Here is a 25,401-nt window from a genome sequence, read left to right as displayed (position 1 = left end):
GGATTAATGTCGATATGGGACTATTTTTGACGAACATTGGTAGAATAGGATAGACTAAATTGGAAATAGATAGTTTACGAGATCTCAGACAAGCGATCGGAGGAATTGTAAGATGGAAGTGAAATTGGTAGTGGATTATGAAGCTTACGAGAATGGCCAAACGATGGCTAAATCTATTGAGGAACTGGCAGCCAAGCCGGAGAGCGCGCAAGTTACAGATCTCATCATTGGTGATTGGGGCGGCGCCTATGAAAGTTCACCAGAGGATTTTATCCCAGTGTTAGTGAAGCTCAAAGATCATTTCCCTAAGATACGCAAACTGTTTATTGGTGATATGGAATACGATGAGTGTGAGGTTTCATGGATTAACCAGACGAATCTGTCCCCATTGTTAGAAGCGTTTCCAGCATTGGAGTCCTTTCATATCAAAGGAAGCCAGGACCTGAGCTTGGAGCCGCTTCGTCATAACCATCTTCAAGAATTGGTTATTATCTGTGGTGGCCTGCCTGTGAGCGTTCTTCAGCAAATATGTAATGCCGAACTGCCTGAACTGCGCAAGTTGGAACTGTATTTGGGTGTCGAGAACTATGGCTTTGACGGTAACCTTAAAGATATTTTGCCGTTTTTAGACAGCAATCCTTTTCCCAAACTTACATACTTGGGACTCAAAGATAGTGAAATACAGGATGAAATTGCTATTGCAGCAGCTAATGCCCCTGTGATTGGACAATTGGAAGTGCTGGATCTCTCACAAGGTACGTTGTCTGATAAAGGTGCAGAAGCGCTACTGGCTAGTGAAAGTATAAAAGGGCTGAAGCATCTGGATTTGAGCTATCATTATATGTCTAGTGAAATGATGCAACGTTGGAAAAGCTCGGGTCTATCTGTGAACGTGGAAGATCAACAAGAAGCGGATGAGGAAGATGATTGGCGCTATCCATCACTGACTGAGTAATTTGTACAAATGGATTTCTAAAACGGACTGTTTTCAAAATTAAAATGATCTAAAGTGAGGCGGCTCTATGGTTAGGATGTCAGACTGTATTGTCAGCGAGCCGTTTATCTTGTTCGGTAATCCGGGGAATCGTCGAACTACTGGGCTGCAGGAGGCGCGAAGCAGATTAATGCTTCCGCCCGCTCTGGAGGTTTCCTATAAGAATGTGCTGGAAGCTATTCGGCAGAAACAAGGTCTGAGCGAGCTGATGTTGCGAATAGCTGCACGAGCTACGCAAGATAGCGTGAATGGCAGTTCCTTTGTGCAAGAGAGCATTGATCAGTTACTGGCGGGGCAGATGGACAGTGGTCCGCTGCTTCGTCTGGATGCACCGGGCGAAAGCTTTGAGGTAGAGCGTGAGTTGATTGCTCTGGGTGCCTCGGATGGTGAGGGAGACGATTCTCTATTGCCATGGCCCGAATGGACACAAGGCACAGGTATATCGGCGGCAGAAGCGCGGCGTCTGCAGGAGCAGCACGGTCGTATTTGGCACCCGGCACAATGGTTCCGGGGCTATTGCCGTCTGCTGGCCTGGCTGCGAGATGAAGTGGCTCTGCTCTGGCCCTCGTCACACTGGATGAACGATCCGGCGGAAGTGGCCGTGATGTTCGACAAACGGCGTTGTAGCGCCGTTTTAGGCAAGGCAGATATAAGGGTCCCGCCAGTGCTCGTATCTTCAGGTGGTGCATTTCGTGATGTTGTCGATCTGCACACAGCAATGAAGGAGAGCGGGTTTCACCGCGTATTTGTGAAAATATTTTGTGGGTCCGGTGCTTCTGGTGTCATGGCCTATCAGGTACACCCCCATACCCACGCGGAACTGGCGGTGACCACGATTGGAACGGAAATCATACGCGGACAGCGCGTGTATTATAATGCCGGACGATTGCGTCGTTATACGGATAAGCAGGACATTCATGCTATCCTTAACTGGCTATGTCTGGAAGGGGTACATGTGGAGCGCTGGATTCCCAAAGCGACTCTGAACGGGCGTGTTTATGATGTGCGCCAACTCGTGTGCGGATCAGAAGCTTGCCATGCGGTTTTACGTTTGAGCCACAGCCCCATTACCAATTTGCATTTGCGTAATGAGCGGCTCTCGCTGAAGGAAGCCGGATTACCACAGAATACGGTGGAATCGGTCCAGCTTACTGCGAAAGCCGCTATGAGTGTTTTTCCGGCGTCCATGGTTGCTGGACTGGATGTGCTGGTTCCGGCTCATGGGGGGCGTCCCTATGTGTTGGATGTTAATCCGTTCGGTGATTTGCTGTACCGGGTTGAACATCAGGGTTGGAACCCGTATGAATGGGAAATGCTGCACCTCGCTAATAGGAGCGTGGGTACGGAAAGGACAGACAGATATGACTGATATGAATCAAATTGTCGGCTCTCATGATATTGTCATGATTACGCTTGATACTCTGCGTTATGACGTAGCAAAGCTGGAAGAAGAGAACTGTCCGAATTTGTGCGGCTCCGGGTCGTGGGAAAAGCGCCATACACCGGGTAGCTTTACCTATGCTGCACATCATGCTTTTTTTGGCGGATTTTTGCCGACTCCAGCGAATACGGATAAGACTTCACATATCCGTCTGTTTCACACCAAGGATACGGGACTGCGTACGCATCCACATACGTGGCTGTTCGATGCCCCGGATATTGTATCCGGGCTAGAGGGTGAAGGTTATCGGACCATCTGTATCGGCGGCGTTATTTTTTTTACAAAGAAAAATAAGCTTGCCAAGGTGCTGCCTGGATATTTTCAAGAAAGCTACTGGCGTATGAACTTTGGTGTTACCAACCCCCGTTCGACAGAGAATCAGGTGAATCATGCTCTGAAACTTTTGGAAAATGCAGACCCGTCACAGCGCTTGTTTTTGTTTCTGAATGTATCAGCGATCCATGGGCCTAATCATTATTTTGTGAAAGGCGCAGCCAAAGATTCAGTGGAGTCTCAACGAGCTGCCTTACGGTATGTGGATGGTGAACTTGGACGTTTGTTTGATACTTTGCGAAATCGGGGCAAGACGTTTTGCATGGTTTTTTCCGATCATGGTACAGCTTATGGGGAAGACGGCTATGAAGGACATCGTCTGGCGCATGAGGTAGTTTGGAATGTGCCTTACCGCGAATTTATTTTGTAGAGCAAATAGAAATATAGATTGCACTGGTAAAATATCTAGAAATCAATCCAGCGCGAGGAAGGAGCAGAAATGAAAGCCATGAATCTGAATCACTCGCATCCAGCGGATGCGCCAGCCCCGGAGATAGACACAAACTTAGCACTGTCTAGGTTTCAGTGGCCTGAAACTCCTGCTGAATGGGCACGCACAATCCGTGAAGCTCCCTATCGCTCCTATCTGTACTCTTACCCGCATAAAACGGCCTATCGTCCGTTTGATACACCACTCTCATTACAAGAGTTGTGGGAGAAGGAGGAGTTAGAAAGCTATTTTTTGTATATGCATATTCCATTTTGCGCGGCTCGCTGTGGATTTTGTAACCTGTTCACTTTGCCGGACAAGCGTCTGGATGTACATAAGGAGTATGTAGATGCGCTAGAAAGACAAGCCAAGCAGTGGGCACCCATTATGGGCCGTCGGCCTTTTTCACGTTTTGCGATCGGCGGCGGTACACCGACCTTACTGGAGGCTCCTTTGGTGGAGCGCTTGTTTGACATTGCGGAAAATATGATGGGACTGGACCCTAAGCGAGCTTCTATTTCGGTGGAAACCTCTCCCGATACTGTAACTGAGGACAGGTTGGAGGTGCTCAAGCGCCGCGGGACAGATCGTGTCAGCATGGGAATTCAGAGCTTTGTGGAATCAGAAAGTGCCGCCATATACCGACCTCAGAAGCCCAAACTTGTTAGAGAAGCACTTGAGCGGCTGGTGGAATACAACTTTCCTTTGCTGAACGTGGATCTGATCTATGGCTTGCCTGGTCAAACGGTGGAAACCTGGCTGTATTCTTTAGAGGAAGCCCTGTCTTACTCGCCAGGAGAGATATTTCTTTATCCGTTATATATTCGAGAAAATACGATTTTAAAGCCAGGCTATACCGGGCTGGATCATGATATTCGCCTAAGCTTGTATGAAGTGGCGCGCGAACGGCTCAAACAAGCAGGATATGTACAATACTCCATGCGCCGTTTTGCTAAAAATGATGGTATATCCAGCAAAGAACTTTTGCCCTACAGTTGTCAGGAGGAAGGTATGGCTGGTCTGGGGTGTGGTGCACGCTCCTATACACGCAATGTCCACTATGCCAGCCGTTATGGGGTTAGTGCAGCAGCTACGCGTAGCATTATCGCAGATTATGTTGCTGCGGAACGTCATGATCTGGCTGACTACGGCTTTATTTTAAATCAGGATGAGAGTAAGCGGCGCTTTATCCTGAAGGCGCTTCTTCATCGGGAAGGTTTGGAGCTATCGGCCTATGCAGAGCGCTTCGGTGTATCCCTCTCGGACGATTTTACAGGAATGTCGTTGCTGCTGGAATCCGGTATGGCTGTCGTCGAGGAGGGCACGCTGCGACTTACAGAGGAAGGAATGGCCTATTCCGATGCGATTGGGGACTGGATGATCTCCACGTCAGTACGTGAGCGTATGGAAGGATATGTAGGAGCATGAGAGCGACCTTATATTATCGTGGTTCGTTGACCTCGTGCAACTATGCTTGCCCTTATTGCCCGTTCAGTAAAAACGTTGATAGTCGGGAAACGTTGAACAAGGATCGGGCCCAGTTGGAACGTTTTGCTGATTGGGTACGGGAACAGGGCGCTTTGGGGCATCGTCTCTCTATTTTTTTTAATCCGTATGGAGAAGCCTTGATTCATTCCTGGTATCACAAGACCATGATTGAGCTTTCCCACATGGCGCATGTGGAAAAAGTGGCGGTACAGACGAATCTCTCGACTAAGCTGGATTGGACGAAAGAACTGAACCCGGAGACTGCTGCGCTGTGGGCTACATATCACCCTGGAGAGACGAAAGAGCAAGTTTTTATATCGCAGGCTATGAAGCTATATGAACTTGGTATTTCCTATAGTGTCGGTACCGTCGGGTTAAGACAAGCATTCCCAGCTATTCGTTCCTTAAGATCGCAACTTCCAACGGATGTTTATTTGTGGATCAACGCCTACAAGGATCGTCCCCATTATTATACAGATGCTGAAGTTACTGAATTAACTGCGATCGACCCCTATTTTCAATGGAATTTAAAGGATTATAGCAGTCAGGGACGGGCATGTCGCGCCGGTGAAGATGTATTTTATGTCCAGGGTGACGGAAGAGTAAAACACTGCTATCAGGATCGACGGGTGCTTGGACACTTATATAGGGATGGTCTTGAGGGCCTGAGTGGCAAACGTCCGTGCCGGATGAAAGAATGCGGCTGCTATATCGGCTACATTCATATGGAAGAGCAGCCATTTCGGGAAATGTACGGTAGTGGCTTACTCGAAAGGGTGCCGCAGGTACAGCTATCTCCGGTTCCATCATTTAGCAGACAAACTATTCATAGAGCAAATGAATCCATATAGCAAGGAACGTCCGTGTCTAAATGTAATGCTATAGCAACTAATATCTATTAGAAAAACGAGCAAAAAAACCGACCCTTGCCCTCAAGCAAAGGTCGGTTCTTTTGTTTTATAATAACTCTATACGACTGTTCTATGCGAAATAATCAAGTTTGGACAATAGCAGTAATTTCTTCATCCAGATCCAATCTGATTTGTTCGCGATAGGCACGAATATTGTATTCGGAATATAGGTATCTCAGAATGGCTTCAATCATATTGGCTTCCACCAGATATTGACTGCGGCCCTGTACATGGACTTCTGCTGAATAACCTGTATCCTCTTCCCAGCTTAGTTCTACTGTCACATCCGTGGGCTGGACACCTTTACGTTCAGCCATATGCAAGCAAATAGCGTTGACAATCTCATCCATACTCAAAATCATAGCTTAGTAACGTCCTCCGCGGGAATCATCTGGTCTGCGACGATTTTTAATAGCACGGTAGATACCTACTCCGACCATGATCAGGACGTAAATGGCAAGAACGTTAACGGCAAGGCCAAGCAAGCTGCCCAATGCGCCCATGTTGCCGAACAATCCACCGAAGAGCATACCTGCCAAACCGCCTAGCATCATACCCTTCAGGAATCCGCCGCCACCGCCAAGGAATCCACCAGTTCTGTTTGTATTACCAGCAGTAGCCCCTGACTTGGTTCCGCTATCTGATTTATTAATGCCATTGCTGTCACTCGCCTTGCTTGGTGTAGATTGGTATGATTTAGGCCCGGATTTAAACCCGCCGCCTCGCCTTGCGTCAGCTGTAGATGGTGCGATCATAGCAATGAGTAGGGTAAAAGCCATCATCAGCATCATCATATTTTTCAAAGTGAATGTTTTTTTCATGTAAATATAATCCCCCTTAGTAAATTTGTTTATAGGTCAAACAACCGCTTACCAGTAATACGAATGGCATGGAAAAGGGTTTCAAAGAATTTTAATTTTTAAAAAATTAAATAATAACGTCCCATAAATCCTATGCATGGATTGGCTAAAACATTCAGCTTTGCGGCTTAAGTGAAAACGGATTAGTGTCAGCACTGACATCACCGGCAAGCAGCATACGCAGAACCATTTGGCACCATTCCAGACCTGCTTTAGCATTCAAAAGTCCTTTTTGTACTAAAATATAGTCACCAAAGTTCTTACTGCCAAAATGTAAATTCTCTGCAGGAATATCGTTCAGGATATCCTCAAGATGCTGGATTTTCTGAATAAAATGACGTTTGCGTTCCTCCAGCATACGATTGGCACTACTTTTGTCCGTTAACCAAAGACAGAACAGTCGAAGACTTAATTCATCCCGTGTAACCGGAGCAGCTAACGCTTCCTGGGACCATTGCTGAAGCATATGGATTCCCTTGTCGGTAATGGTATACATTTTCTTATCAGGCTTGTCGGACTGCTGAATCCAACGGGAGGCTAGCAGTTCCTTGCTCTCCATACGGGCCAGTAGCGGATAGATCTGACTGTGCTTGGCCTGCCAAAAAGGCTGGATACGCAACATCAGATCATAGCCGGAGGATTCCTCTCTTGCGAGAAGCCCCAACAGACCATACGATAGTAAATTCATAGATCTTATCTCCTTCATCCATCATAGTAACGGTTGTAACAGCACTGCGGCAGCTATTCTGCAGCTTCATGAAAAGTGTACACTGAAACTGTATGGTTTGACAACTTTCAGTCAGGTCGTTCACAGGTTAGCCAAAATTGACTCTTGTCATTCTCCACGTATATGTGCTTTTTTTCATAAAAAAGGGTAGTTTAAGCTCGTATGTACGAGCTTAAACTACCCTGGTAACCTTCTGCCGAAGCGTATCCTATTTACTGTTCATTTCCATCAACGAGAAGTGTTAACGCTCCTGTATCTGGATGAATAACCATGCCGTGAACGGGGGCATTAGGAGGGAGAAGCGGGTGATTTTTAATAAGCTTCACGGTAGTTCTTACCCCTTCTTCAATGTTGTCAAAACCTTTTAACCATTTATTTAGCTTAATTCCTGAATTTTCTAATGTATTCAGCACTTCCTGAGAAATTCCGCGATCGAGCATTTCATTGACCATGTGGTCTGCATTTAATGCAGCCATGCCGCACTCATAATGACCTACAACGACGACTTCGTCTGCTCCCAGCTCATACAGGGCGACTAGCACACTGCGCATTACACTTCCAAAGGGCTGTGAAATAATAGCACCCGCATTTTTGATGATTTTCACATCACCGTTGCGCAGGTTCATGGCTTTCGGGAGTAACTCCGTTAGCCGTGTATCCATACAAGTGATAATAACCATTTTTTTATTGGGGAACTTGCCCGTTCTATAGGCCTCGTATTCTTTGTTTTCTACGAAAACACGATTGTACTCTAAAATTTCTTTGATGTGATTCACGATTGTTCCCTCCAGATTCTATTAAAGTTTGATATGTACAGCCCAACGTTTATTTTAGGTCTTAGGAGCTGGTCGTACATGTTGTGTGTTGATTATACTTTTTAATATAAGTATCATCAAGTATAGGTATTGTAAAGTTTTATCCATTTTAAGTTAAAGAGGTGACCTAAAATATGGCGCAACAGACGTTGGATCAATTGACGGCTTTAAAGGAGCTTTCACACAAAATCAGTAGTTATGGCGAAGCAGTAGGTCTGCTGCACTGGGATTTACGAACTGGTGCTCCGCGCAAGGGTGTTGACATTCGGTCGGAGACGTTGGGTATGCTGTCCACTGAAATGTTCAAGCTGATGATCTCGGATGAAATGGGACAATTGCTGCAATTTTTTGCCACAGTAGATAAGCTGGAGCAACTGGAAGACAATGATCGCAGATTGGTGGAGGAATGCCGTAAAAATTATGACCTGAATCGTTCGGTTCCGGCAGACCGATACCGGGATTATAGCATTCTCGCAGCGCAGGCAGAGAGCAAGTGGGAGGACGCAAAGGAACATAGCGATTTTGTCGGATTTGAACCCTACTTGTCTAAAATCGTAGACATGAAGCGTGAATTTATCGGCTACTGGGGGATTAAGGATACAGAGTATGACACGCTTTTGGATCAATATGAGCCGGGGATGACGGTTGAAAAACTGGATGCTGTGTTTGATCGTCTCAAAAAGCGCCTTGTGCCACTATTGTCTAAAATTCAGGCTTCACCGAACCAGCCGGATAAGAGCTTTTTAGATGGTGTGTTTGATGTGAAGCAGCAGGAGAAGTTCAGCCTGTTCATATTAGGTCAGATGGGGTATGACTTTGACGCAGGTCGCTTGGATGAGAGCGTACATCCTTTCGCAACAGGATTAAATCCAGGTGATGTGCGTATAACAACACATTATCTGCAAGATGATGTAACTAGTGCTATTTTCAGCTCGTTGCATGAAGGAGGCCATGCGCTGTACGAACAAAATATTGCTCCTGAGCTAGCAGGATCACTACTGTCGGGAGGAACCTCTATGGGGATTCATGAATCCCAGTCCCGCTTGTGGGAAAATAAAATCGGACGCAGTCGTGCTTTCTGGGATCGGTATTACGATGATTTGCAAAAGCATTTTCCTGATCGCTTGGCAAAGGTTACGGCAGATCAATTCTATCGGGCAGTCAACCGTGTGGAAAATTCACTGATTCGTATTGAAGCGGATGAGCTAACATATAATTTACATATCATTATCCGTTATGAAATTGAAAAAATGTTGTTTAATGAAAAGCTGGATGTGAAGCGTCTCCCTGAGGTGTGGAATGCGAAATATAAGGAATACCTAGGGTTACTTCCACCGAATGATGGACTGGGCGTACTTCAAGACGTTCACTGGTCCGGTGGTGATTTTGGCTATTTTGCTTCCTACTCGCTTGGCAATATGTATGCAGCACAAATTTTGGCGACATTACGCAAAGAGTTACCAAATCTAGATGAATTAATCTCTGCTGGAGAACTTGAGCCGATCAAGCAATGGCTGACCGAACGTATTTACCGTTACGGCAAGAGCCGGACGCCTTCCGAGTTGATTGTAGCCATTACAGGTGAAGATCTGAACCCGGATTATCTCGCCGACTACCTGGAAGAGAAATATACCTCCATATACAAGCTGTAAATCATATGCCATCTTCCCCACGTTCCCGGGCGAACGTGGTTTTTTTTTTGTGCAATTAACCAATATATCGACAACCGCATAACAATATATGAAGTCAACGGATGTAAAAAGGTGGGGAGGGAATAAGGATGAAAAACGGCGCTCGTTTCAAAGCTGTGGTGGCTGCGGCACTACTCGGATTACTGTTGCTCAGTGGGTGCACCCCCAAAGGGGGGGAGCAGACAATTGAGATCAGACTAGGCGAGGTAGCCCGTACGGTCTTTTATGCGCCGCAGTATGTAGCCTTGAGCCAGGGAATGTTTGCTCAGGAGGGACTGGATGTCCAATTGGCAACGATTCCCGGGGGGGACAAGGCGATGACGGCGTTGTTGTCCAACCAGGCGGATATCGCGCTCATCGGCGCGGAAACATCTATTTATGTGTATCAGCAAGGAGCAGAGGACCCTATCATTAATTTTGCCCAACTGACACAGAAGGATGGAACCTTTTTGTTTGCCCGTCAAACGCAAGATAACTTTGCATGGGAAAAGCTGAAAGAACAAAATTTTTTGGGGCAACGCAAGGGCGGAATGCCGCAAATGTCACTTGAATTTACGCTTCGCAAACACGGCATTGATCCTCATAAGGATCTGAAGCTGATTCAAAATATTGATTTTGCTAATGTTGCCTCTGCTTTCGGCTCGGGTACAGGGGATTATGTACAGCTATTTGAGCCACAGGCATCTATTTTTGAAAAGGCAGGTCGTGGGCGGGTAGTTGCCTCTATCGGTGTGGAGAGCGGCGAATTGCCGTATACGGTATATATGGCTAAGCAAAGCTACCTGAAGGCAAATAGCGAGGCTGCACAGAAATTTACAAATGCTGTATATCGGGCACAACAGTGGATTGCTACGCATTCACCTGAACAGATTGCCGAAGCAATCACGCCCTATTTTAAAGATACAGATTTAGCTATTTTGACGAGTAGTATCAAGCGATATAAGGAACAGAGCACCTATGCTTTGAACCCGATGATTGAGGAAAAGGAATGGAAGAACTTACAGGATGTCATGACCTCGGCAGGGGAGCTTAAAAGTCCAGTTGCACTGGATAAGCTAGTGAACCCAAGTTTTGCACAACAAGCGATTTCGTCAAATTCTACCGGAAATACTGAACCGCCTGTGAAAAAGAGCACAACTGAATCTACGGATGCAGGTGTCGATGCTGGAGGTTCGTCATGATGGAGGAACGGAGTGATCTAACTTCGGACGCGACAAGACCGATGGTGAGACTGGAGCAAGTGACGCATGTCTATGTAACGGATCGTGAAGCTTCGCTGGCGGTTGAGAATATTGATTTTTCCGTAGAGACAGGGGAGTTTGTCAGCTTGGTCGGCCCAAGCGGCTGCGGCAAAACGACGATCCTGTCCATGATCGCAGGGCTACTGCGTCCAGCGGCAGGCCTAGTCATGTTGCAAGGTCAGCCGGTAAGTGGGCCGAGTCCAGAAGTTGGTTACATGCTGCAGCAGGATTATCTGTTCCCGTGGCGGACGATCATGGAGAACGCATTGTTGGGTCTGGAACTAGCCAACAGAGTAGATGAAGCTGCACGTGAGCAGACAAGGCTGTTACTGGAAGGCATGGGTCTGGGAGGGAAGGAGCATCTGCATCCATCCCAGTTGTCTGGGGGAATGCGCCAGCGCGTGGCGCTGGTACGGACGCTGGCGACCAATCCGGGATTGCTGCTGCTGGATGAGCCGTTCTCCGCGCTGGATTATCAAACCAAGCTACAGCTGGAAGATCTGATTGCGGAAACCTTGCGCGAGCGGAGGAAGACGGCTATTTTAGTCACACATGATTTGGCCGAAGCCATTGCGGTCAGTGACCGGATTATAGTGATGGGTCGAAATCCTGGTCATGTCCGACGTACCTTCGAAATTCCGGATTGCATCCGAGAAGCTCAGCCTTTTTATGCACGCGAGCAGCCGGGTTTTAATGAGCTTTTTCATGAAATATGGGGTGAACTGGAGGCTTCGGGAGCAAAGGAGTGAGTTAACGTATGAAGGACGAAGCGGATCAGCTTGAGCAACGTTGGATTCAAGGACTACATCAGGCGTATTTACGCAGCAGGCGTTCGCAACGATGGTTAGTGACAGGGGTACAGACAGCTATTTTACTGCTTTTGTTTGTATTATGGGAAATTGCAGGTCGATTGAAGTGGATTGATGTACTGCTGTTCAGCTATCCGAGCAAAATTTTCACCCAGATCGGTAAGGATGCGGTCAGTGGTGAATTATGGGGACATGTAGGTGTCACCGTGGGAGAGACGATGGCGGGGTTTTTACTGGGTACACTGTTTGGTACGTTGCTGGCTGTACTTATTTGGTGGTCACCGTTTTTGTCGAGGGTGCTTGACCCCTATATGGTCGTGTTCAACAGTATGCCTAAGGTGGCGCTAGGTCCAATTTTTATCGTTATGTTTGGGGCGGGATTTACTGCTATCCTAATGACAACCCTCTCCATTACGGTCATCATTACGACACTAGTCGTATACAACAGCTTTCAGGAAGTCGATTCGAATCTAATCAAAGTGGTTCGCACGTTTGGCGGATCACGCCGTGATACGTTTCAAAAGGTGATTTTGCCTGCATCCTTTCCTGCAATTGTCTCTACACTAAAAGTGAATGTGGGTATGGCATGGGTTGGCGTGATTGTTGGTGAATTTCTGGTGGCTAAAAACGGCTTAGGCTATTTGATTATCTATGGTTTTCAGGTATTCAATTTCACGCTGGTTATGTCCAGTTTGTTGATCATTGCTGTCGTAGCTACTCTGATGTATCAGGCGGTCGTGTATGTGGAGCATCGCCTGCTTTCGGGTCGTCCTCATCGGTAATAATAAAAGTTCTGAACATTTGTGTAAAACGTGAAAATAAAGTACCATGAAAAATGAAAATACTTAAAATTTATGAAAATGCTAAAACAGATTTCATCCAGAGAGGACAGAATTTTTTCATGGGCTTTCGTACGATTAAAACGGCTATTGCCGCATTAATGGCCGTACTTATTGCGGAGGGTTTTGGCATTCATGGTGCTACCTCAGCAGGGCTTTTAGCGATTTTGGGGGTGGATGTCACACGCAAGAGAAGTCTCCGTACTATTTCGGCGAGATTTTTTGCATCCGTCGTGGGGCTTCTTTTTGCTTGTGTTTTGTTTGTAGTATTCGGATTCCATGATTGGGTACTGGCATTATATATTTTAACGGCGTTTCCAGTCATTGTACGGGTGGGCTTTAAAGAAGGGATTGTCACCGGTTCGGTCGTGGTTTTTCGCGTATTCAGCGGCGGCGTGATTGATATGGAGGTACTGCTGACCCAGCTAGGTCTGCTAGTGATTGGACTGGGTTCCGCAATGATTGTCAATTTAGCCTATATGCCGGGTTCTGATAATACCATGCAACAAATTCGGCAGGAGGTAGATCGGACATTTTCTGTTATATTCAGAAATATGGCCAATACGCTGCGTAGTCCAGCATACATATGGGATGGCAAGGAAGTTATTGAAGCGAACAGCGTGATAGCCAAAGGGGTCACTGAGGCGGGACGTTCCTTGGAAAATCAGATGCTTCGTCCCCAAGAGGGCTGGAATGTGTATTTTTATATGCGAAAAGAACAGCTGGATTCGATCCAAAACATGATGCAGTTGATCGCACAAATGTATCAGCATATGCCGCAGGCCAAGCTTCTGGCTGAGCTGTTCGACCAGCTTAGCAATGACGTTTTGGCTGGACATTATACGGGACAGACCGAGAAGCTGCTGGAGCAGGTTCGTGAAGAATTTAAAGCCATGGAGCTTCCCGCAACCCGGGAGGAATTTGAGATTCGTTCGGCATTATTACAGCTTACACATGAGCTTCATCAGTATTTGAAAATTGCGAAAAAGGACAAGGCCCCTACTCCAGTAAGAAATTAGAGTAAAGGCCTTGAGCGGCTACTATCCATGACGGACAGTAGCCTTTTCTTGTTCAGTGTCGGTAGAAGCCGGATGGTTTAAAGTCCGTTTGTGCCGAATTCGGTCTGTGATCCATAAGACAGCGGTGATCAGGCAAGGATACAGCATAGCCCATCCGACAAAGGGGAAAACGACCGCTGTAGAGATAAACGATATCCAACTAATGGCAACGCCCCAGCGACTACCACGTAGAAGTTTAATTCCTGCTGCGCAACCGCCGAGATAGGTCAGAATAAAGGTGGCGTTCGGGAACTGGATCAGGTTAGTGAGTGAAACAGTACCACTACCGTACAACACCATAATGATCACGAAGCAGACGCTAAGAAAAGCAATGCCTCCGATAGGGGTGTGGAATCGTTGGGATAACATGCCCATCCAGCGAAAGGCCTGTCCTTGCCGGGATAAAGCATAAGCGACACGTGAAGCGGCACCCACATAAGCAATAATAGTAGCGGTACAAATAAAGATACCCGTCAAGCCTGCAATTATCGCGCCCCATGGCCCAATAGCCCGGCTAATCACCCATACGAGCGAAGCATCCGAACCCCCTGCAAGGTAACTTTGTGTGCCCACAGTAGCCAGCGCTGTTAAGAAATAAAGCAAACCAACAATGACGGCTGCAATGGTCACACCTCTAACGGCCGCCCGCCGGGGATTAGTGAATTCCTCTGACATATGGGACACGGCCTCCCAACCGATAAAGCACCAAAACAGAATCGCGGCCGCTTGACCGACGGAGAGCCAGCCATGTGGAGCAAACGGGGTGAAGTGGATTGTTTTCATCTGAGGAAGTGCTGCGGCAATGGCGAATATAAGGACAGCAACGATAGCTATGACGACTGCGATCTGAATACGTCCCGCGACCTTCATGCCGATCCAATTGATGATCAGGCCCACCGCCAGCATAGCAGCGGCTAACATCATGCGGCTTTCCTCTCCCCAGCCCATGGCTGCGGTCATATAGCCGGCTCCGGTGAGTGCGGCAACAGGAGCCCCAATCGGAACTGACATGAGAAAAAACCACCCGATATAAGCACCGGTACGTGGTGAAAAGGCCAACGTGACAAAATGCGATACTCCACCCGCATTCGGGAATTTGGCGGATAGAAGACCCATAGAAAGTGCCATTGGCAAGATGAGCAGGGTCATAAAACCCCATGCCAGCAGCGATGCCGGTCCCGCCATTTGGGCGGCAAGACCAGGCACAATCAATATTCCCGAACCCAGTACAGCTCCGATATAGAGTGCAATGGCCTGTGGAAGACCAATGGTGGATTGAAGTTTACTTTCACTTGTCATGCAGAAAAGCCTTCTTTCTATTGTTATTTTCTCCAGCTTATCAGATAATCAATCTATCGGAAAAACGGAATATAACGATTGCTTGCATCGAAAAAAACGATTGAAGGAGCGGATTATGGAATCGCGGCATTTGTTTACCTTTTTAAATGTAGTTGAGGCAGGCAGTTTTACGCGAGCAGCGCGTATACTGGATTATGCACAGTCGAGTATCACTGCTCAAATTCAAACGCTGGAGACTGAGTTGGGTACGCCGCTTTTTGATCGCATTGGCAAGAAAATCATGCTGACGGATGCCGGGCGACGTCTGCTGCCCTATGCGCAGGAAATTTCCAAGATGCATGCTATGGCTAAGGATGCGCTTCGTTCAGAAACGGAATTGGCAGGCACGCTGAAAATAGGAGCACCAGAGTCTCTGGCCGCTTTTCGTCTACCGAGTTTGATCCGTGAGTACAGGGAGCGGTATCCGAAGGTTAAAATTGTCCTCAAACCCGGCGAATGCTGGGAATTACGCGATTTGATCCGTTCCGGTGAGCTGGATTTGGCTTTTTTGCTTCAGCCCGAGACAGAGGATAGAGAACTGAATGTCACCACGCTTATTCACGAGCCGATGGCCTTGGTTGCGCCACTCGAGCATTCGCTGGTTACCTATACCCAGGTAGAGCCTGCCGACTTGAAGGATGAAACCATTTTGCATACAGAGGCAGGATGTACGTACCGTATCCTTTTTGAGCAGTATCTGAATAAACACGGTATTTTTTCAGACCCTAGCCTGGAATTTTGGAGTATTGAAGCCATCAAGCAGTGTGTCATGGCTGGGCTGGGTATTGCGTTGCTCCCGCTAGTAACGGTACAAAATGAGCTGCGAGAAGGTAAAATGGCGCGTTTAGCCTGGGATGACAGTGAACAGCAGGTGGCTACTCAGGTCGCTTATCACACGAAAAAGTGGAAATCCCCGGCTCTTAGCGAATTTTTACAGATCGTTGAGCAGCATGTAACACATTGGCGTGCATGAGTTCAAGCCATCACGGCATATGCTTATACAAATAATATTTTTTCCTTTTCGCCTATTCACTCAACATTCGCCCACAACCTGCATACATATGTATGGAATGATTGATTGTATGGAGGAGGTTCAAGAATGGCATTAAGTCATAAAAATCGTAGAGAGATTATTACCAAAGCGATCTGTGGTAAAGGTCGCAGATTCTCTACCGTAACCCATACCGTAACTCCGCCGAATAATCCGACGAGCATTTTAGGGGCATGGATTATTAACCACCAGTATGAAGCTGTGGCGGCGGGGGACGGCATTGAGGTCGTCGGGACGTATGATATCAATATTTGGTACTCATACGATAAAAACTCGCAGACCGATGTTGCCAAGGAAACGGTGTCGTACGTAGAAAATGTGCCGCTCTCGTATCTTGATCCGAAGCACCGGGCGTCTACAGTGGAAGTATCCGCCGAAGCTACACAGGAGCCGAGTTGCGTCGAGGCCAGTGTGTCTTCTGGAGGTGGCAGCGTAATGATCCGGGTCGAGCGGGAATTTGCGGTGGAGCTGGTGGCGGAAACGAAGATTGTTGTAGAAGTATTCCCGAATGGCAGCAGCGATGATTTTGACAAAGACTTTGATTTTGGAGCGGAAGAGGGGGACTATGAGGAGCTCGACCCCGACCTCATTGACGACGAGCTCTGACAGAAGCAACCAAAAAGAGGGCCGCTTTACTCTTGCGCCGGCTGATTCTGCGCAGGGGGCAAAGGCCCTCCTTTTTTGTTGTTGCGGGTTGAAATTGGATTGAAATCCGTACGTAGTTCGTAGGGGGGATATAATGCAGCAGCCAGGACAGGCGCTCATACGCTTCAGGCAGATGCCAAATGATGAAAAAAAGCGTAGACTGGAGCGTTCAGGCATAGCGGTGCAGTGGATGGATAGCAGTATAGCAGATTTTGCGATAGGCTACGCGGTGCAAATCCATCAACTGCGAGTATTGGAGATTCGTAGGCGTGCCATCGAAGGCCCTTCCAAAGTCCGCGCATACGATCTGTCTGAACTGGATCAACATTCACCGCTCTATGTCCGGATGGAGCGGCTAGCTGTACGTGCGTTGTATACACTGGGTTTGGACAGTGGTGAGGTGATGCTGACTCCGCTGGGGGAGCGCAGCTGTCAGGTGCGCGAAGTCTCGGCACAGCCATGGTTGAACGATAGACGTTTGGCCACGCTATATGAAATTGCTGCGCGCGAAGGGGATGTTGAGGGTGAGAATCTTTCAGCGCAACGAGGGAGAGATCGACTACTCATCGGAATGGACCCTGAATTTGTGCTGATTCGTATGCCAGAGGGACGGGTCGTGCCGGCCTCAAGATATTTGGGTCGTCTCGGCATAGCCGGCTGCGATGCTGTTACGCGTCGAGGACGAACGCTGTATCCAGTCGCTGAGCTTCGTCCAGCGCCGAGTGGAGATCCGGACCGTCTGCTGAAGCACCTGCGTCAAGCTTTTGCAACCGCAGCCCGGCGCATTACCGACCGCACACTCATCTGGCAGGCGGGGGGGATGCCGCAACCGGGTTTTCCACTGGGCGGACATCTGCATTTCAGCGGGGTTGCGCTAAACGGTGCCTTGCTCCGGGCACTGGATAACTATTTGGCACTGCCTTTGGCGCTACTGGAAGACAAGCGTGCGGCCCGGCGCAGACCGCATTATGGCAATTTGGGTGATTTTCGACGTCAGTCGTATGGAGGCTTTGAATATCGTACACTGCCCAGTTTTCTTATCTCGCCACAGCTAGCGAAAGGTGTGATTGGTATGGCGTTTCTTATTGCTACTCAATATCCGCGTTTGCAACGTAGGCCGCTGGGTGAAGAGGAGGCTCACAGAGCCTTTTATGAAGGAAATCAATTTGTGCTTAAGGAGTATATGGAACCTCTTATTTTGGATATGGTTTCACTGGAAATATACTCGCAATATGAAGCTTATGTAGCGCCATTGCTGGACAGCCTCCGCAAGGGGAAGCAGTGGGATGAATCACGGGATTTGCGCCCCTTTTGGAAGCTTACGTAAAATCAAGTGTCGACACCAGGAATGGTTTCATGTTATCGACTGTCATTTTTGATATAATGAGAGATAATTATAAGTTTAAACGGAACAAAGTGTGGGGGTTAGTAAACGGTATGTCTAAATATACACCGATGATTGAGCAGTATTTATCCATAAAAGAGCAGGCTAAAGATGCATTTTTGTTTTTCCGTCTGGGAGATTTTTACGAGATGTTTTTCGATGATGCAATTCTTGCATCCAAGGAGCTGGAAATTACACTTACGGGTCGTGAGGGTGGCGCCACGGAAAAAATTCCGATGTGCGGCGTGCCTTATCATTCAGCGGAAAATTACATACAGCGCCTCATTGAGAAAGGTTATAAAGTGGCCATCTGTGAGCAAATGGAGGAAGCCTCAGCTACGAAGGGGATGGTGCGGCGGGATATTGTCCGCGTTGTGACCCCGGGTACAGTAATGGAAGGCAAGGTGCTGGGTGATAAATCCAACAACTACATGGTATGTGTCACAGAGACGGACGGGATGCTGGCTCTTGCGGCGTGCGACTTGTCAACAGGTGAATTGTATGTGACCTCTGTGCCTGATTCGAAAGAATGGCTACTAGATGAAATAAACATTTATGAGCCGTCCGAAATGTTGGGGGATGGTCATCTGCTTGATTTTGTGGCTTCCCGTATGTCCCCCGTTGGACGGCGTGTTGTGTATACGGCCTGGGACAAATCCAAGGATGATTTGGTTCGGGATCAATTTGGCGAAGCCACGTGGGCAAGGCTTACGGAGGAACGCAGACGGTGCGTATCACGCTTGATTTCCTATTTGAATGAAACGCAAAAAAGATCGTTAGGCCAATTGACCCAAATCTCCGTATATGAGCCAAACCATTTTATGATTCTGGATCCATTTACCCGCAGGAATCTGGAACTGGTGGAGACAGTACGTGAACGCTCCAAGAAAGGCTCGCTGCTGTGGCTGTTGGATCGCACAGAGACTTCCATGGGAGCGCGTCTGTTGCGTCGTTGGATCGACAAGCCGTTGTTGAGCGGCAGTCTTATTGAGGAACGCTTGGAGGCGGTGGACAAGCTATACCACCAGTTTATTTTCCGAGAGGATGTACGTGCTCAGCTTAAAGAGATTTACGATCTGGAGCGTCTGGTTGGGCGGATTGCCTTTGGTAGTGCTAATGCACGTGATCTGATCGCTCTCAAGCTGTCGCTGGTCCGAATTCCTTCTTTACGCGAATTGTGCGCTGAATCTCCTTCGAAGACGCTGAGACAGATTGCACAAACGCTGGATAGCTGTACAGACCTGTGTACATTGATTGAGGAAGCGGTGGCGGATGAACCGCCGATTTCCGTAAGGGATGGAGGTCTTATTAAGGAAGGCTACCATCAGCGTCTGGACGAACTGCGCGAGGCGAGTGTGAACGGTAAACGTTGGATCGCTGAGCTAGAGGCCAAGGAACGTGCAGCAACCGGCATTCGGTCACTTAAAATTGGATATAACAAAGTATTTGGTTATTATATCGAGGTGACCAAATCCAATTTGGCCTCATTACCAGAAGGTCGATATGAACGCAAACAGACGTTGGCGAATGCGGAACGGTATATTACACCGGAGTTGAAGGAAAAGGAATCTCTAATTCTGGAAGCCGAGGATAAAATGGTTGATCTGGAGTATACGCTTTTCTCCGAGCTTCGCAGTAAACTAAACGCTGAAATTCCCCGTTTGCAAAAGCTGGCAGAGCAAGTGGCTGAAATTGACGTGTATCAGTCGCTGGCATCGGTTAGCGCGGAACGGGGATTCGTGAAACCTGAGCTGACTACAGGATATGATTTCGTAGTGGAGCAGGGTCGCCATCCCGTGGTGGAGGCTGTAATGAAAGATGGCGGTTTTATCGCCAACAGCACGGTATTGGAGGAAGCGGATGCGCATATTCTACTTATCACCGGGCCGAACATGGCTGGGAAAAGTACGTATATGCGTCAGGTCGCACTTATTGCAATTATGGCTCAAATTGGCTGTTTTGTCCCTGCTGCACGTGCCAAGGTGCCGATGCTGGATCGCATTTTCACACGGATCGGCGCAGCGGATGATCTTATCGGCGGGCAGAGTACGTTTATGGTCGAAATGGCAGATATCCAAGTAATGACGGACAAGGCAACTCCGCGAAGCTTGATCATTATTGATGAACTGGGACGAGGTACGTCTACCAGTGAAGGAATGGCAATTGCACAGGCAGTCATCGAATTTGTCCATGACACGATCGGCTGTAAGGCACTGGTATCCACGCATTTCCATGAGCTGGCGCATTTGGAGCAAGGCCTGTCTTCGCTGCGAAATTACTCTATGGCCGTGCAGGAAAGCGGCGACAAAGTGAATTTCCTGCGCAAGCTCATACCGGGAGCGGCTAGCAGTAGCTATGGTATTTATTGTGCTCGGCTTGCAGGCTTGCCCAATAACATTATTGAGCGAGCGAATGGACTGCTGAATGGTTTTGAACAGGCAGCGGCTCAAGTAACGGCAGGTACCGAGATAGTAGTAGGAGGGAAGGAAGGGACTGATCTTCGTACAGTTTCAGGGACAGAGGATATTTCTTCTTTGACCAAATATAATTCAGGCCAGACATTGCGAGAAAGCGGAGAAACTGCATCATCAGCTCAGTCTTTATCACAGCAGGCGACCCTGGTAAAAGAAGATACTCTACAGACTGTGGAGGATTCCAGCAGGTTGGAGCAAGGAGCAACCGAAGTGGTACAGCTGTCCATTTTTGGAGAGCAGGAGCTTGCCACCTCCAAGCCCCACGCAGAGACAGTAGAGACGAATCCAATTGTGCGCCAAATTTTGCGCAAGGTGAAGAATGCTGATGTCATGAATATGACTCCTTTACAGGCAATGCAGCTATTAAATGATCTTAAAAATAAGGCCAATGGCCTGTAGTTAAAATAAGTGACATTATTCTTATTTTTCATCACACTTTGAAGTCAGGAGGAGGTTAAAAGGATGTCTAAAATTCGGGTACTGGATGAACATATTGCGAACCAGATTGCTGCCGGTGAGGTCGTGGAGCGTCCAGCCTCCGTCGTGAAGGAACTGGTGGAAAATGCGATTGATGCAGGCGGTACGCGGGTGGACGTATGGGTAGAAGAGGGCGGCTTGCAAAGTATCCGGGTGACGGATAATGGAAGTGGCATTGAGCCTGAAGACGTGGAAACGGCATTCTATCGGCACGCGACAAGTAAAATTGGACATGGTCGCGACCTGTTTCAGATCACAAGTCTCGGCTTCCGGGGAGAGGCGTTGCCAAGTATTGCGGCAGTATCGAAAGTAGAGTTGCTTACAGCAGCCGGAGATGACGGGCGTGCCCGTAAATTAGTGATTGAAGGCGGTAAGCTGTTGCTTCACGAGGATGCTGCTAGTAGGCAAGGGACGGATTTTACCGTACGGGAGCTGTTTTATAATACACCTGCAAGGCTGAAATATATGAAAACAATCCAGACCGAGCTGGGACACATTTCGGATGTATTGTACCGAATGGCGCTTTCGCACCCGGAAGTGGCCTTCACATTGCGGCATAATGGCAATACATTGCTGCAAACGCTGGGCAATGGTGATTTGCTGCAGGTGATTGCCGCTATTTACGGAACTTCTGCGGCGAAATCCATGCTGCTGCTAGAAGGAGAGAGCCTGGATTACCGAATTAGTGGCTATGTCAGTCGCCCAGAGTGGACGAGATCAAATCGCAATGCGATCTCGACAGTAGTGAACGGACGTTTTGTGCGTAGCTACGGGCTTAATCAGGCGTTGCTCAAGGCATATCATACCTTATTGCCGATCAATCGTTTTCCGCTGGCTGTGATCCAACTGGAAATGCATCCTTCTTTGGTGGATGTTAACGTTCATCCTGCCAAGCTGGAGGTAAGGTTTAGTAAAGAAGCTGAACTGTTTCAGCTGGTTGAAGATTCGGTAAAAGCTGTCTTAGGGCAGCAAGTGCTGATTCCGAAGGCAGTCAAGCGCGAGATCGGTGGCAAGGACAGTGGCTCGTTTGTGCAGGAGCAGTTTCACTTCTCGAAGGGAAATGGTGCGGAAGGGGATGCTCCTTCCGGCAAAGACCGAGGGGGAGCACTGCCACCTTCCGTGACTTCGCCGGAGAGCCAGGAATCGCGCCAATCCAATTACTTGAACAGGAACGAAGAGAATAACAGGGGTAGCCAGGAGCGTGAGCAACGTCCGAGCAGGGATAGTCTCTCAGCCATTGGACGGGCAAACAATCTTTCAGGTAAAAGTATTAATGATGATGAACTGGATGCAGATTTTGTGGAAGAAAACAACGGGAGTGAAGTTAAAGGGGAAGTGCCGCTTCCTGATGGGGCGACCGTACAGTCGTCCGAAGGAGATAATGCCGCAATAGGCACAACTACCTTATACAGCGGAGGGATACAGGAAACAGCTGCTTCTGCTGCTTACCCATCTTCTATGCCGCCGATTGCAGGACAAGCTACAGATTCCCGTCATTTCGCGGATCAGAAGCCGCGCCAGCAACGTCTGGATGCGGAGCAATTGGCAGCAGTGTCGGGAGAAGTTCCAGAGCTGCCTACTTTTCCTGAACTGAATTTAATCGGTCAGCACCATGGGACATATCTGATTGCGCAGAACGACCAGGGCTTGTATTTAATTGATCAACATGCCGCACATGAACGAGTCAATTATGAATTTTATTATGAAAAATTCGGCAATCCCGAGTCAGTATCGCAGGAGCTGCTACTGCCAATTACACTGGATTTTACGCCTTCCGAAACGGAAAAGTTGAAAACAAGGCTGCACTGGTTTGAACAGGCAGGGGTGTATCTGGAGCATTTTGGCGGTCAAACCTTCCGTGTCAGCTCTTACCCGTACTGGCTTCCCCAAGGGGAAGAAGCGGATGTCATTGAGGAAATGGCCGGATGGGTGCTGGAGGAAAGAGCCATTGATCTTGCTAAGCTGCGGGAAGCAGCCTCAATCATGTGCTCCTGCCGGGCTTCGATTAAAGCAAACCAGAAGCTGACTGATCGGCAGGCTATTGTGCTGCTAGAGCGTTTGGCAGCGTGCAAACAACCTTATACTTGCCCTCATGGGCGACCTATTGTGGTTTCCTTTTCCACATATGATTTAGAGAAGCTGTTTAAAAGAGTAATGTAAGGGAGTATATATATGTTGCAGGATCGGGAAAACCGTGAAGAAGAGCAGTCGAGCCTACGGGAAAAGCAAGTCGAATTACTCGTCACGACAGGGGATTCCCCCTCGGCTGAGGTTGTGGAGCGAGCGAAGTTGCTTGCAGCCGAGTTAGGGGCGCTGTATGCCCCTCGTCGTGGCATATCGGTAGCTAAGCTAATTGCGGCTCACAGAGTCCGTCAAGCGTTGGTTCTGGTGCAGGGCGGAGTAAGGCTGATTAGCCCAGAACAACCACCGATGGCTTTTCACCCCAGTATGGGCTTCATTCGCGCCAAACGGGTATTAAAGGGTGAACCTGACCCGATGTTGACGGCTGCCCGGATCGTCCCGGGTGATACCGTGCTGGATTGCACTGCAGGACTTGGTACGGATTCTCTTCTATTTTCAATTGGAACGGGAAGCTCTGGACAAGTCACGGCTGTGGAGAGTTCTTTCCCCGTCTACGCTTTAATCAAGGATGGAATGAGGCATTACCGTTCCGGCAACGCTGAAGTAGATAAAGCCTTTTCCAACATTGACGTTCGTTTTGGTCATCATTTGGACTATTTGCGTAGTTTGCCGGATCGCAGTATAGATATTATTTATTTTGACCCTATGTTTCGTGATCCGTTGCTCGATTCCAGCGCAATTGGTCCATTGAGAGGGTTGGCAAATCCAGACGCGTTGAGTGAGGAAAGTATTGTTCATGCGAAACGGATTGCACGAAAAACAATTGTATTAAAAGAAAAACGGGGTAGCGGGGAATTTGCCCGCCTCGGCTTCCGTGTAGAGCAGCGGGGCACAACGAAAACAGTGTACGGAGTGATCGATATTGACAGTGGCACCTAAGCCTAAACTACTCGTTCTTGTTGGCCCGACTGCGGTTGGCAAGACGAAACTAAGCATTGAGATGGCTCGACAATTTGACGCGGAAATTATTTCCGGGGATTCCATGCAGGTATACCGTCATATGGACGTTGGAACTGCCAAAATTTCCGAACAGGAAATGGAAGGAATCAAGCACCATTTAATTGATATTCATGAGCCTGAATACCCATATTCAGTAGCCCAATTTCAGGAGGACTGTCGTCGTCTCATACCTGATATTCAATCTAGAGAAAAGCTACCGTTTATCGTAGGCGGAACAGGTTTATATGTAGAATCAGTCTGCTATGAATACCAGTTTTCCGAGGTAGGGGCTGACGAAGCTTTTCGTCAGGAGCAGCTGGACTATGCCGAACAGTTTGGAGCTGACGCGCTTCATGCGCGACTACAGGCGGTTGATCCCGAAAGTGCACTTCGTTTGCATCCTAATGATCGTCGTCGTGTCGTTCGGGCACTGGAAATTTACCATGTTAGCGGAACGACACTTAGCTCTCAACTTGCCAGTCAAAAAAAGGAATCTCCCTACCAACTCTGCATCGTAGGTTTGACAATGGATAGGCAAATGCTATATAAACGTATTGAAGACCGAATTGACGGGATGCTCGATCAAGGGCTTGTTGCTGAGGTAACCTCCTTAATGGAACGGGGAGTGCGAAGCGATGCCATCTCCATGCAAGGTCTAGGCTATAAAGAGATATCCTCCTACCTGCGGGGAGAGGTGTCTTTGGAAGAGGCGGTGACTTGGCTAAAACGGGATACGCGTCATTTTGCGAAGCGACAGCTCTCGTGGTTTCGCCATATGAAGGATATCCAGTGGGTAGATGTCACTGATTTCGGAAATTTTTCTGCTCATGCAGCCCAAATACACGAAATTATAGCAGGAAAGTTCCGGACAGACCTTGAATATACTTCAAAACAATCCAAATGATTATTGGGGGTACGGCTAAAATGAACAAGTCCATTAATATCCAAGATACGTTTCTGAATCAATTGCGCAAGGATTCTATACCTGTAACGGTATACCTCATCAATGGATTTCAGGTGCGAGGGACGATTAAAGCATTTGACAATTTTACGATTGTGATCGACTCGGATGGAAAGCAGCAGCTGATTTACAAGCATGCCATCTCCACCTTTACACCGCAACGCAATGTATCGCTTGTACAGCAACAGGATAGCGCTAGCGATAACTGATTACGGCTTGACGGTCGTCCGGGTTCATGAAACTTTTCAGGCGTCCGTCTCGTCTAACTGTATAGGAATGTGACCGGGAGCAACCTGATCAGGGTTGTTCTTTTCATTCCGTTTACTTTCAAGTTGCCGACAGCAAGCTTTAAG

General features: G+C 48.0%; 23 protein-coding genes. 18 read left to right on the top strand and 5 right to left on the bottom strand.

The window, feature by feature from the left end:
* Positions 1-112 precede the first annotated feature (112 nt).
* From MLD56_RS14065 to MLD56_RS14045, 5 genes are all read left to right on the top strand, one after another.
* Positions 113-955, top strand: a complete 843-nt coding sequence (locus MLD56_RS14065) for an STM4015 family protein (protein ID WP_029518137.1) — start codon at positions 113-115, stop codon at positions 953-955.
* A gap of 67 nt (positions 956-1,022) precedes the next feature.
* Positions 1,023-2,363, top strand: coding sequence for an STM4014 family protein (locus MLD56_RS14060; protein WP_029518136.1), 1,341 nt, complete (start codon positions 1,023-1,025; stop codon positions 2,361-2,363).
* A complete protein-coding gene (locus MLD56_RS14055; protein WP_029518135.1) occupies positions 2,356-3,138 on the top strand; it encodes an STM4013/SEN3800 family hydrolase in 783 nt (260 codons plus the stop codon). Before MLD56_RS14060 ends, MLD56_RS14055 begins: the two co-directional genes overlap by 8 nt.
* A gap of 69 nt (positions 3,139-3,207) precedes the next feature.
* Positions 3,208-4,626: an STM4012 family radical SAM protein gene (locus MLD56_RS14050; RefSeq protein WP_029518134.1), complete on the top strand. Its 1,419-nt coding sequence runs from the start codon at positions 3,208-3,210 to the stop codon at positions 4,624-4,626.
* A complete protein-coding gene (locus MLD56_RS14045) occupies positions 4,623-5,537 on the top strand; it encodes an STM4011 family radical SAM protein (RefSeq protein WP_029518133.1) in 915 nt (304 codons plus the stop codon). Before MLD56_RS14050 ends, MLD56_RS14045 begins: the two co-directional genes overlap by 4 nt.
* 143 nt (positions 5,538-5,680) lie before the next feature.
* Here MLD56_RS14045 and MLD56_RS14040 read toward each other — a convergent pair whose 3' ends face one another.
* The 4 genes from MLD56_RS14040 to MLD56_RS14025 form a co-directional block, all read right to left on the bottom strand.
* The gene (locus MLD56_RS14040) at positions 5,681-5,959 is read right to left on the bottom strand and encodes a YxcD family protein (RefSeq protein ID WP_013310599.1); all 279 of its coding nucleotides are present in this window, start codon (positions 5,957-5,959) and stop codon (positions 5,681-5,683) included.
* 3 nt (positions 5,960-5,962) lie between these two features.
* A complete protein-coding gene (locus MLD56_RS14035) occupies positions 5,963-6,418 on the bottom strand; it encodes a hypothetical protein (protein ID WP_029518131.1) in 456 nt (151 codons plus the stop codon).
* 154 nt (positions 6,419-6,572) lie between these two features.
* On the bottom strand, positions 6,573-7,145 hold the full coding sequence (locus tag MLD56_RS14030) for a PadR family transcriptional regulator (RefSeq protein ID WP_013310597.1): 573 nt from the start codon (positions 7,143-7,145) through the stop codon (positions 6,573-6,575).
* Between the two features lie 251 nt (positions 7,146-7,396).
* On the bottom strand, positions 7,397-7,960 hold the full coding sequence (locus MLD56_RS14025) for a beta-class carbonic anhydrase (RefSeq protein WP_029518130.1): 564 nt from the start codon (positions 7,958-7,960) through the stop codon (positions 7,397-7,399).
* 173 nt (positions 7,961-8,133) lie between these two features.
* Between MLD56_RS14025 and MLD56_RS14020 the strand changes: the two genes are divergently transcribed.
* The 5 genes from MLD56_RS14020 (at position 8,134) to MLD56_RS14000 (ending at position 13,598) form a co-directional block, all read left to right on the top strand.
* Complete coding sequence (locus tag MLD56_RS14020) at positions 8,134-9,651, top strand: carboxypeptidase M32 (protein ID WP_029518129.1); 1,518 nt, start codon at positions 8,134-8,136, stop codon at positions 9,649-9,651.
* Positions 9,652-9,779: 128 nt separating this feature from the next.
* Entirely contained in the window at positions 9,780-10,871 is a 1,092-nt protein-coding gene (locus MLD56_RS14015; RefSeq protein WP_029518128.1) for an ABC transporter substrate-binding protein, read from the top strand.
* Positions 10,868-11,680 (top strand): ABC transporter ATP-binding protein, encoded by an 813-nt coding sequence (locus MLD56_RS14010; protein WP_029518127.1) that lies wholly within the window; start codon positions 10,868-10,870, stop codon positions 11,678-11,680. The genes MLD56_RS14015 and MLD56_RS14010 overlap by 4 nt, the downstream gene beginning before the upstream one ends.
* Before the next feature lie 8 nt (positions 11,681-11,688).
* Positions 11,689-12,522 carry an ABC transporter permease gene (locus tag MLD56_RS14005; protein WP_029518126.1) on the top strand — a complete coding sequence of 278 codons (834 nt, stop codon included), beginning with the start codon at positions 11,689-11,691 and terminating at the stop codon, positions 12,520-12,522.
* 119 nt (positions 12,523-12,641) lie between these two features.
* Positions 12,642-13,598 carry an aromatic acid exporter family protein gene (locus MLD56_RS14000; RefSeq protein ID WP_029518125.1) on the top strand — a complete coding sequence of 319 codons (957 nt, stop codon included), beginning with the start codon at positions 12,642-12,644 and terminating at the stop codon, positions 13,596-13,598.
* A gap of 21 nt (positions 13,599-13,619) precedes the next feature.
* Here the strand turns inward: MLD56_RS14000 and MLD56_RS13995 are convergent, their stop codons facing one another.
* On the bottom strand, positions 13,620-14,936 hold the full coding sequence (locus MLD56_RS13995) for an amino acid permease (RefSeq protein ID WP_241113297.1): 1,317 nt from the start codon (positions 14,934-14,936) through the stop codon (positions 13,620-13,622).
* A gap of 115 nt (positions 14,937-15,051) precedes the next feature.
* Between MLD56_RS13995 and MLD56_RS13990 the strand changes: the two genes are divergently transcribed.
* From MLD56_RS13990 to hfq, 8 genes are all read left to right on the top strand, one after another.
* Positions 15,052-15,948 carry a LysR family transcriptional regulator gene (locus tag MLD56_RS13990; RefSeq protein WP_029518123.1) on the top strand — a complete coding sequence of 299 codons (897 nt, stop codon included), beginning with the start codon at positions 15,052-15,054 and terminating at the stop codon, positions 15,946-15,948.
* Positions 15,949-16,074: 126 nt separating this feature from the next.
* Positions 16,075-16,632: an outer spore coat protein CotE gene (locus tag MLD56_RS13985; RefSeq protein ID WP_013310588.1), complete on the top strand. Its 558-nt coding sequence runs from the start codon at positions 16,075-16,077 to the stop codon at positions 16,630-16,632.
* Positions 16,633-16,765: 133 nt separating this feature from the next.
* Positions 16,766-17,998 (top strand): putative amidoligase domain-containing protein, encoded by a 1,233-nt coding sequence (locus tag MLD56_RS13980; protein ID WP_193373361.1) that lies wholly within the window; start codon positions 16,766-16,768, stop codon positions 17,996-17,998.
* 110 nt (positions 17,999-18,108) lie between these two features.
* Entirely contained in the window at positions 18,109-20,928 is a 2,820-nt protein-coding gene (gene mutS / locus MLD56_RS13975) for a DNA mismatch repair protein MutS (protein WP_029518121.1), read from the top strand.
* A gap of 63 nt (positions 20,929-20,991) precedes the next feature.
* A complete protein-coding gene (gene mutL, locus MLD56_RS13970) occupies positions 20,992-23,166 on the top strand; it encodes a DNA mismatch repair endonuclease MutL (RefSeq protein ID WP_029518120.1) in 2,175 nt (724 codons plus the stop codon).
* 12 nt (positions 23,167-23,178) lie between these two features.
* Positions 23,179-24,027, top strand: coding sequence for a class I SAM-dependent methyltransferase (locus MLD56_RS13965; RefSeq protein ID WP_029518119.1), 849 nt, complete (start codon positions 23,179-23,181; stop codon positions 24,025-24,027).
* Complete coding sequence (gene miaA / locus MLD56_RS13960) at positions 24,011-24,991, top strand: tRNA (adenosine(37)-N6)-dimethylallyltransferase MiaA (protein ID WP_029518118.1); 981 nt, start codon at positions 24,011-24,013, stop codon at positions 24,989-24,991. Before MLD56_RS13965 ends, miaA begins: the two co-directional genes overlap by 17 nt.
* Positions 24,992-25,011: 20 nt before the next feature.
* Positions 25,012-25,257 (top strand): RNA chaperone Hfq, encoded by a 246-nt coding sequence (gene hfq, locus MLD56_RS13955; protein WP_029518117.1) that lies wholly within the window; start codon positions 25,012-25,014, stop codon positions 25,255-25,257.
* The last annotated feature ends 144 nt before the right edge of the window (positions 25,258-25,401 follow it).

It is taken from the genome of Paenibacillus peoriae (genome assembly GCF_022531965.1).
GTDB classification, from domain to species: Bacteria; Bacillota; Bacilli; order Paenibacillales; family Paenibacillaceae; genus Paenibacillus; species Paenibacillus polymyxa_D.
This window is presented reverse-complemented; position numbering and strand designations above follow the sequence as displayed.

Coding starts and splice junctions, on each gene's coding strand:
- MLD56_RS14065 (WP_029518137.1), top strand. CDS start 113: ATGGAAGTGAAATTGGTAGTGGATTATGAAGCTTACGAGAATGGCCAA.
- MLD56_RS14060 (WP_029518136.1), top strand. CDS start 1,023: ATGGTTAGGATGTCAGACTGTATTGTCAGCGAGCCGTTTATCTTGTTC.
- MLD56_RS14055 (WP_029518135.1), top strand. CDS start 2,356: ATGACTGATATGAATCAAATTGTCGGCTCTCATGATATTGTCATGATT.
- MLD56_RS14050 (WP_029518134.1), top strand. CDS start 3,208: ATGAAAGCCATGAATCTGAATCACTCGCATCCAGCGGATGCGCCAGCC.
- MLD56_RS14045 (WP_029518133.1), top strand. CDS start 4,623: ATGAGAGCGACCTTATATTATCGTGGTTCGTTGACCTCGTGCAACTAT.
- MLD56_RS14040 (WP_013310599.1), bottom strand. CDS start 5,959: ATGATTTTGAGTATGGATGAGATTGTCAACGCTATTTGCTTGCATATG.
- MLD56_RS14035 (WP_029518131.1), bottom strand. CDS start 6,418: ATGAAAAAAACATTCACTTTGAAAAATATGATGATGCTGATGATGGCT.
- MLD56_RS14030 (WP_013310597.1), bottom strand. CDS start 7,145: ATGAATTTACTATCGTATGGTCTGTTGGGGCTTCTCGCAAGAGAGGAA.
- MLD56_RS14020 (WP_029518129.1), top strand. CDS start 8,134: ATGGCGCAACAGACGTTGGATCAATTGACGGCTTTAAAGGAGCTTTCA.
- MLD56_RS14015 (WP_029518128.1), top strand. CDS start 9,780: ATGAAAAACGGCGCTCGTTTCAAAGCTGTGGTGGCTGCGGCACTACTC.
- MLD56_RS14010 (WP_029518127.1), top strand. CDS start 10,868: ATGATGGAGGAACGGAGTGATCTAACTTCGGACGCGACAAGACCGATG.
- MLD56_RS14005 (WP_029518126.1), top strand. CDS start 11,689: ATGAAGGACGAAGCGGATCAGCTTGAGCAACGTTGGATTCAAGGACTA.
- MLD56_RS14000 (WP_029518125.1), top strand. CDS start 12,642: ATGGGCTTTCGTACGATTAAAACGGCTATTGCCGCATTAATGGCCGTA.
- MLD56_RS13995 (WP_241113297.1), bottom strand. CDS start 14,936: ATGACAAGTGAAAGTAAACTTCAATCCACCATTGGTCTTCCACAGGCC.
- MLD56_RS13990 (WP_029518123.1), top strand. CDS start 15,052: ATGGAATCGCGGCATTTGTTTACCTTTTTAAATGTAGTTGAGGCAGGC.
- MLD56_RS13985 (WP_013310588.1), top strand. CDS start 16,075: ATGGCATTAAGTCATAAAAATCGTAGAGAGATTATTACCAAAGCGATC.
- MLD56_RS13980 (WP_193373361.1), top strand. CDS start 16,766: ATGCAGCAGCCAGGACAGGCGCTCATACGCTTCAGGCAGATGCCAAAT.
- mutS (WP_029518121.1), top strand. CDS start 18,109: ATGTCTAAATATACACCGATGATTGAGCAGTATTTATCCATAAAAGAG.
- mutL (WP_029518120.1), top strand. CDS start 20,992: ATGTCTAAAATTCGGGTACTGGATGAACATATTGCGAACCAGATTGCT.
- MLD56_RS13965 (WP_029518119.1), top strand. CDS start 23,179: ATGTTGCAGGATCGGGAAAACCGTGAAGAAGAGCAGTCGAGCCTACGG.
- hfq (WP_029518117.1), top strand. CDS start 25,012: ATGAACAAGTCCATTAATATCCAAGATACGTTTCTGAATCAATTGCGC.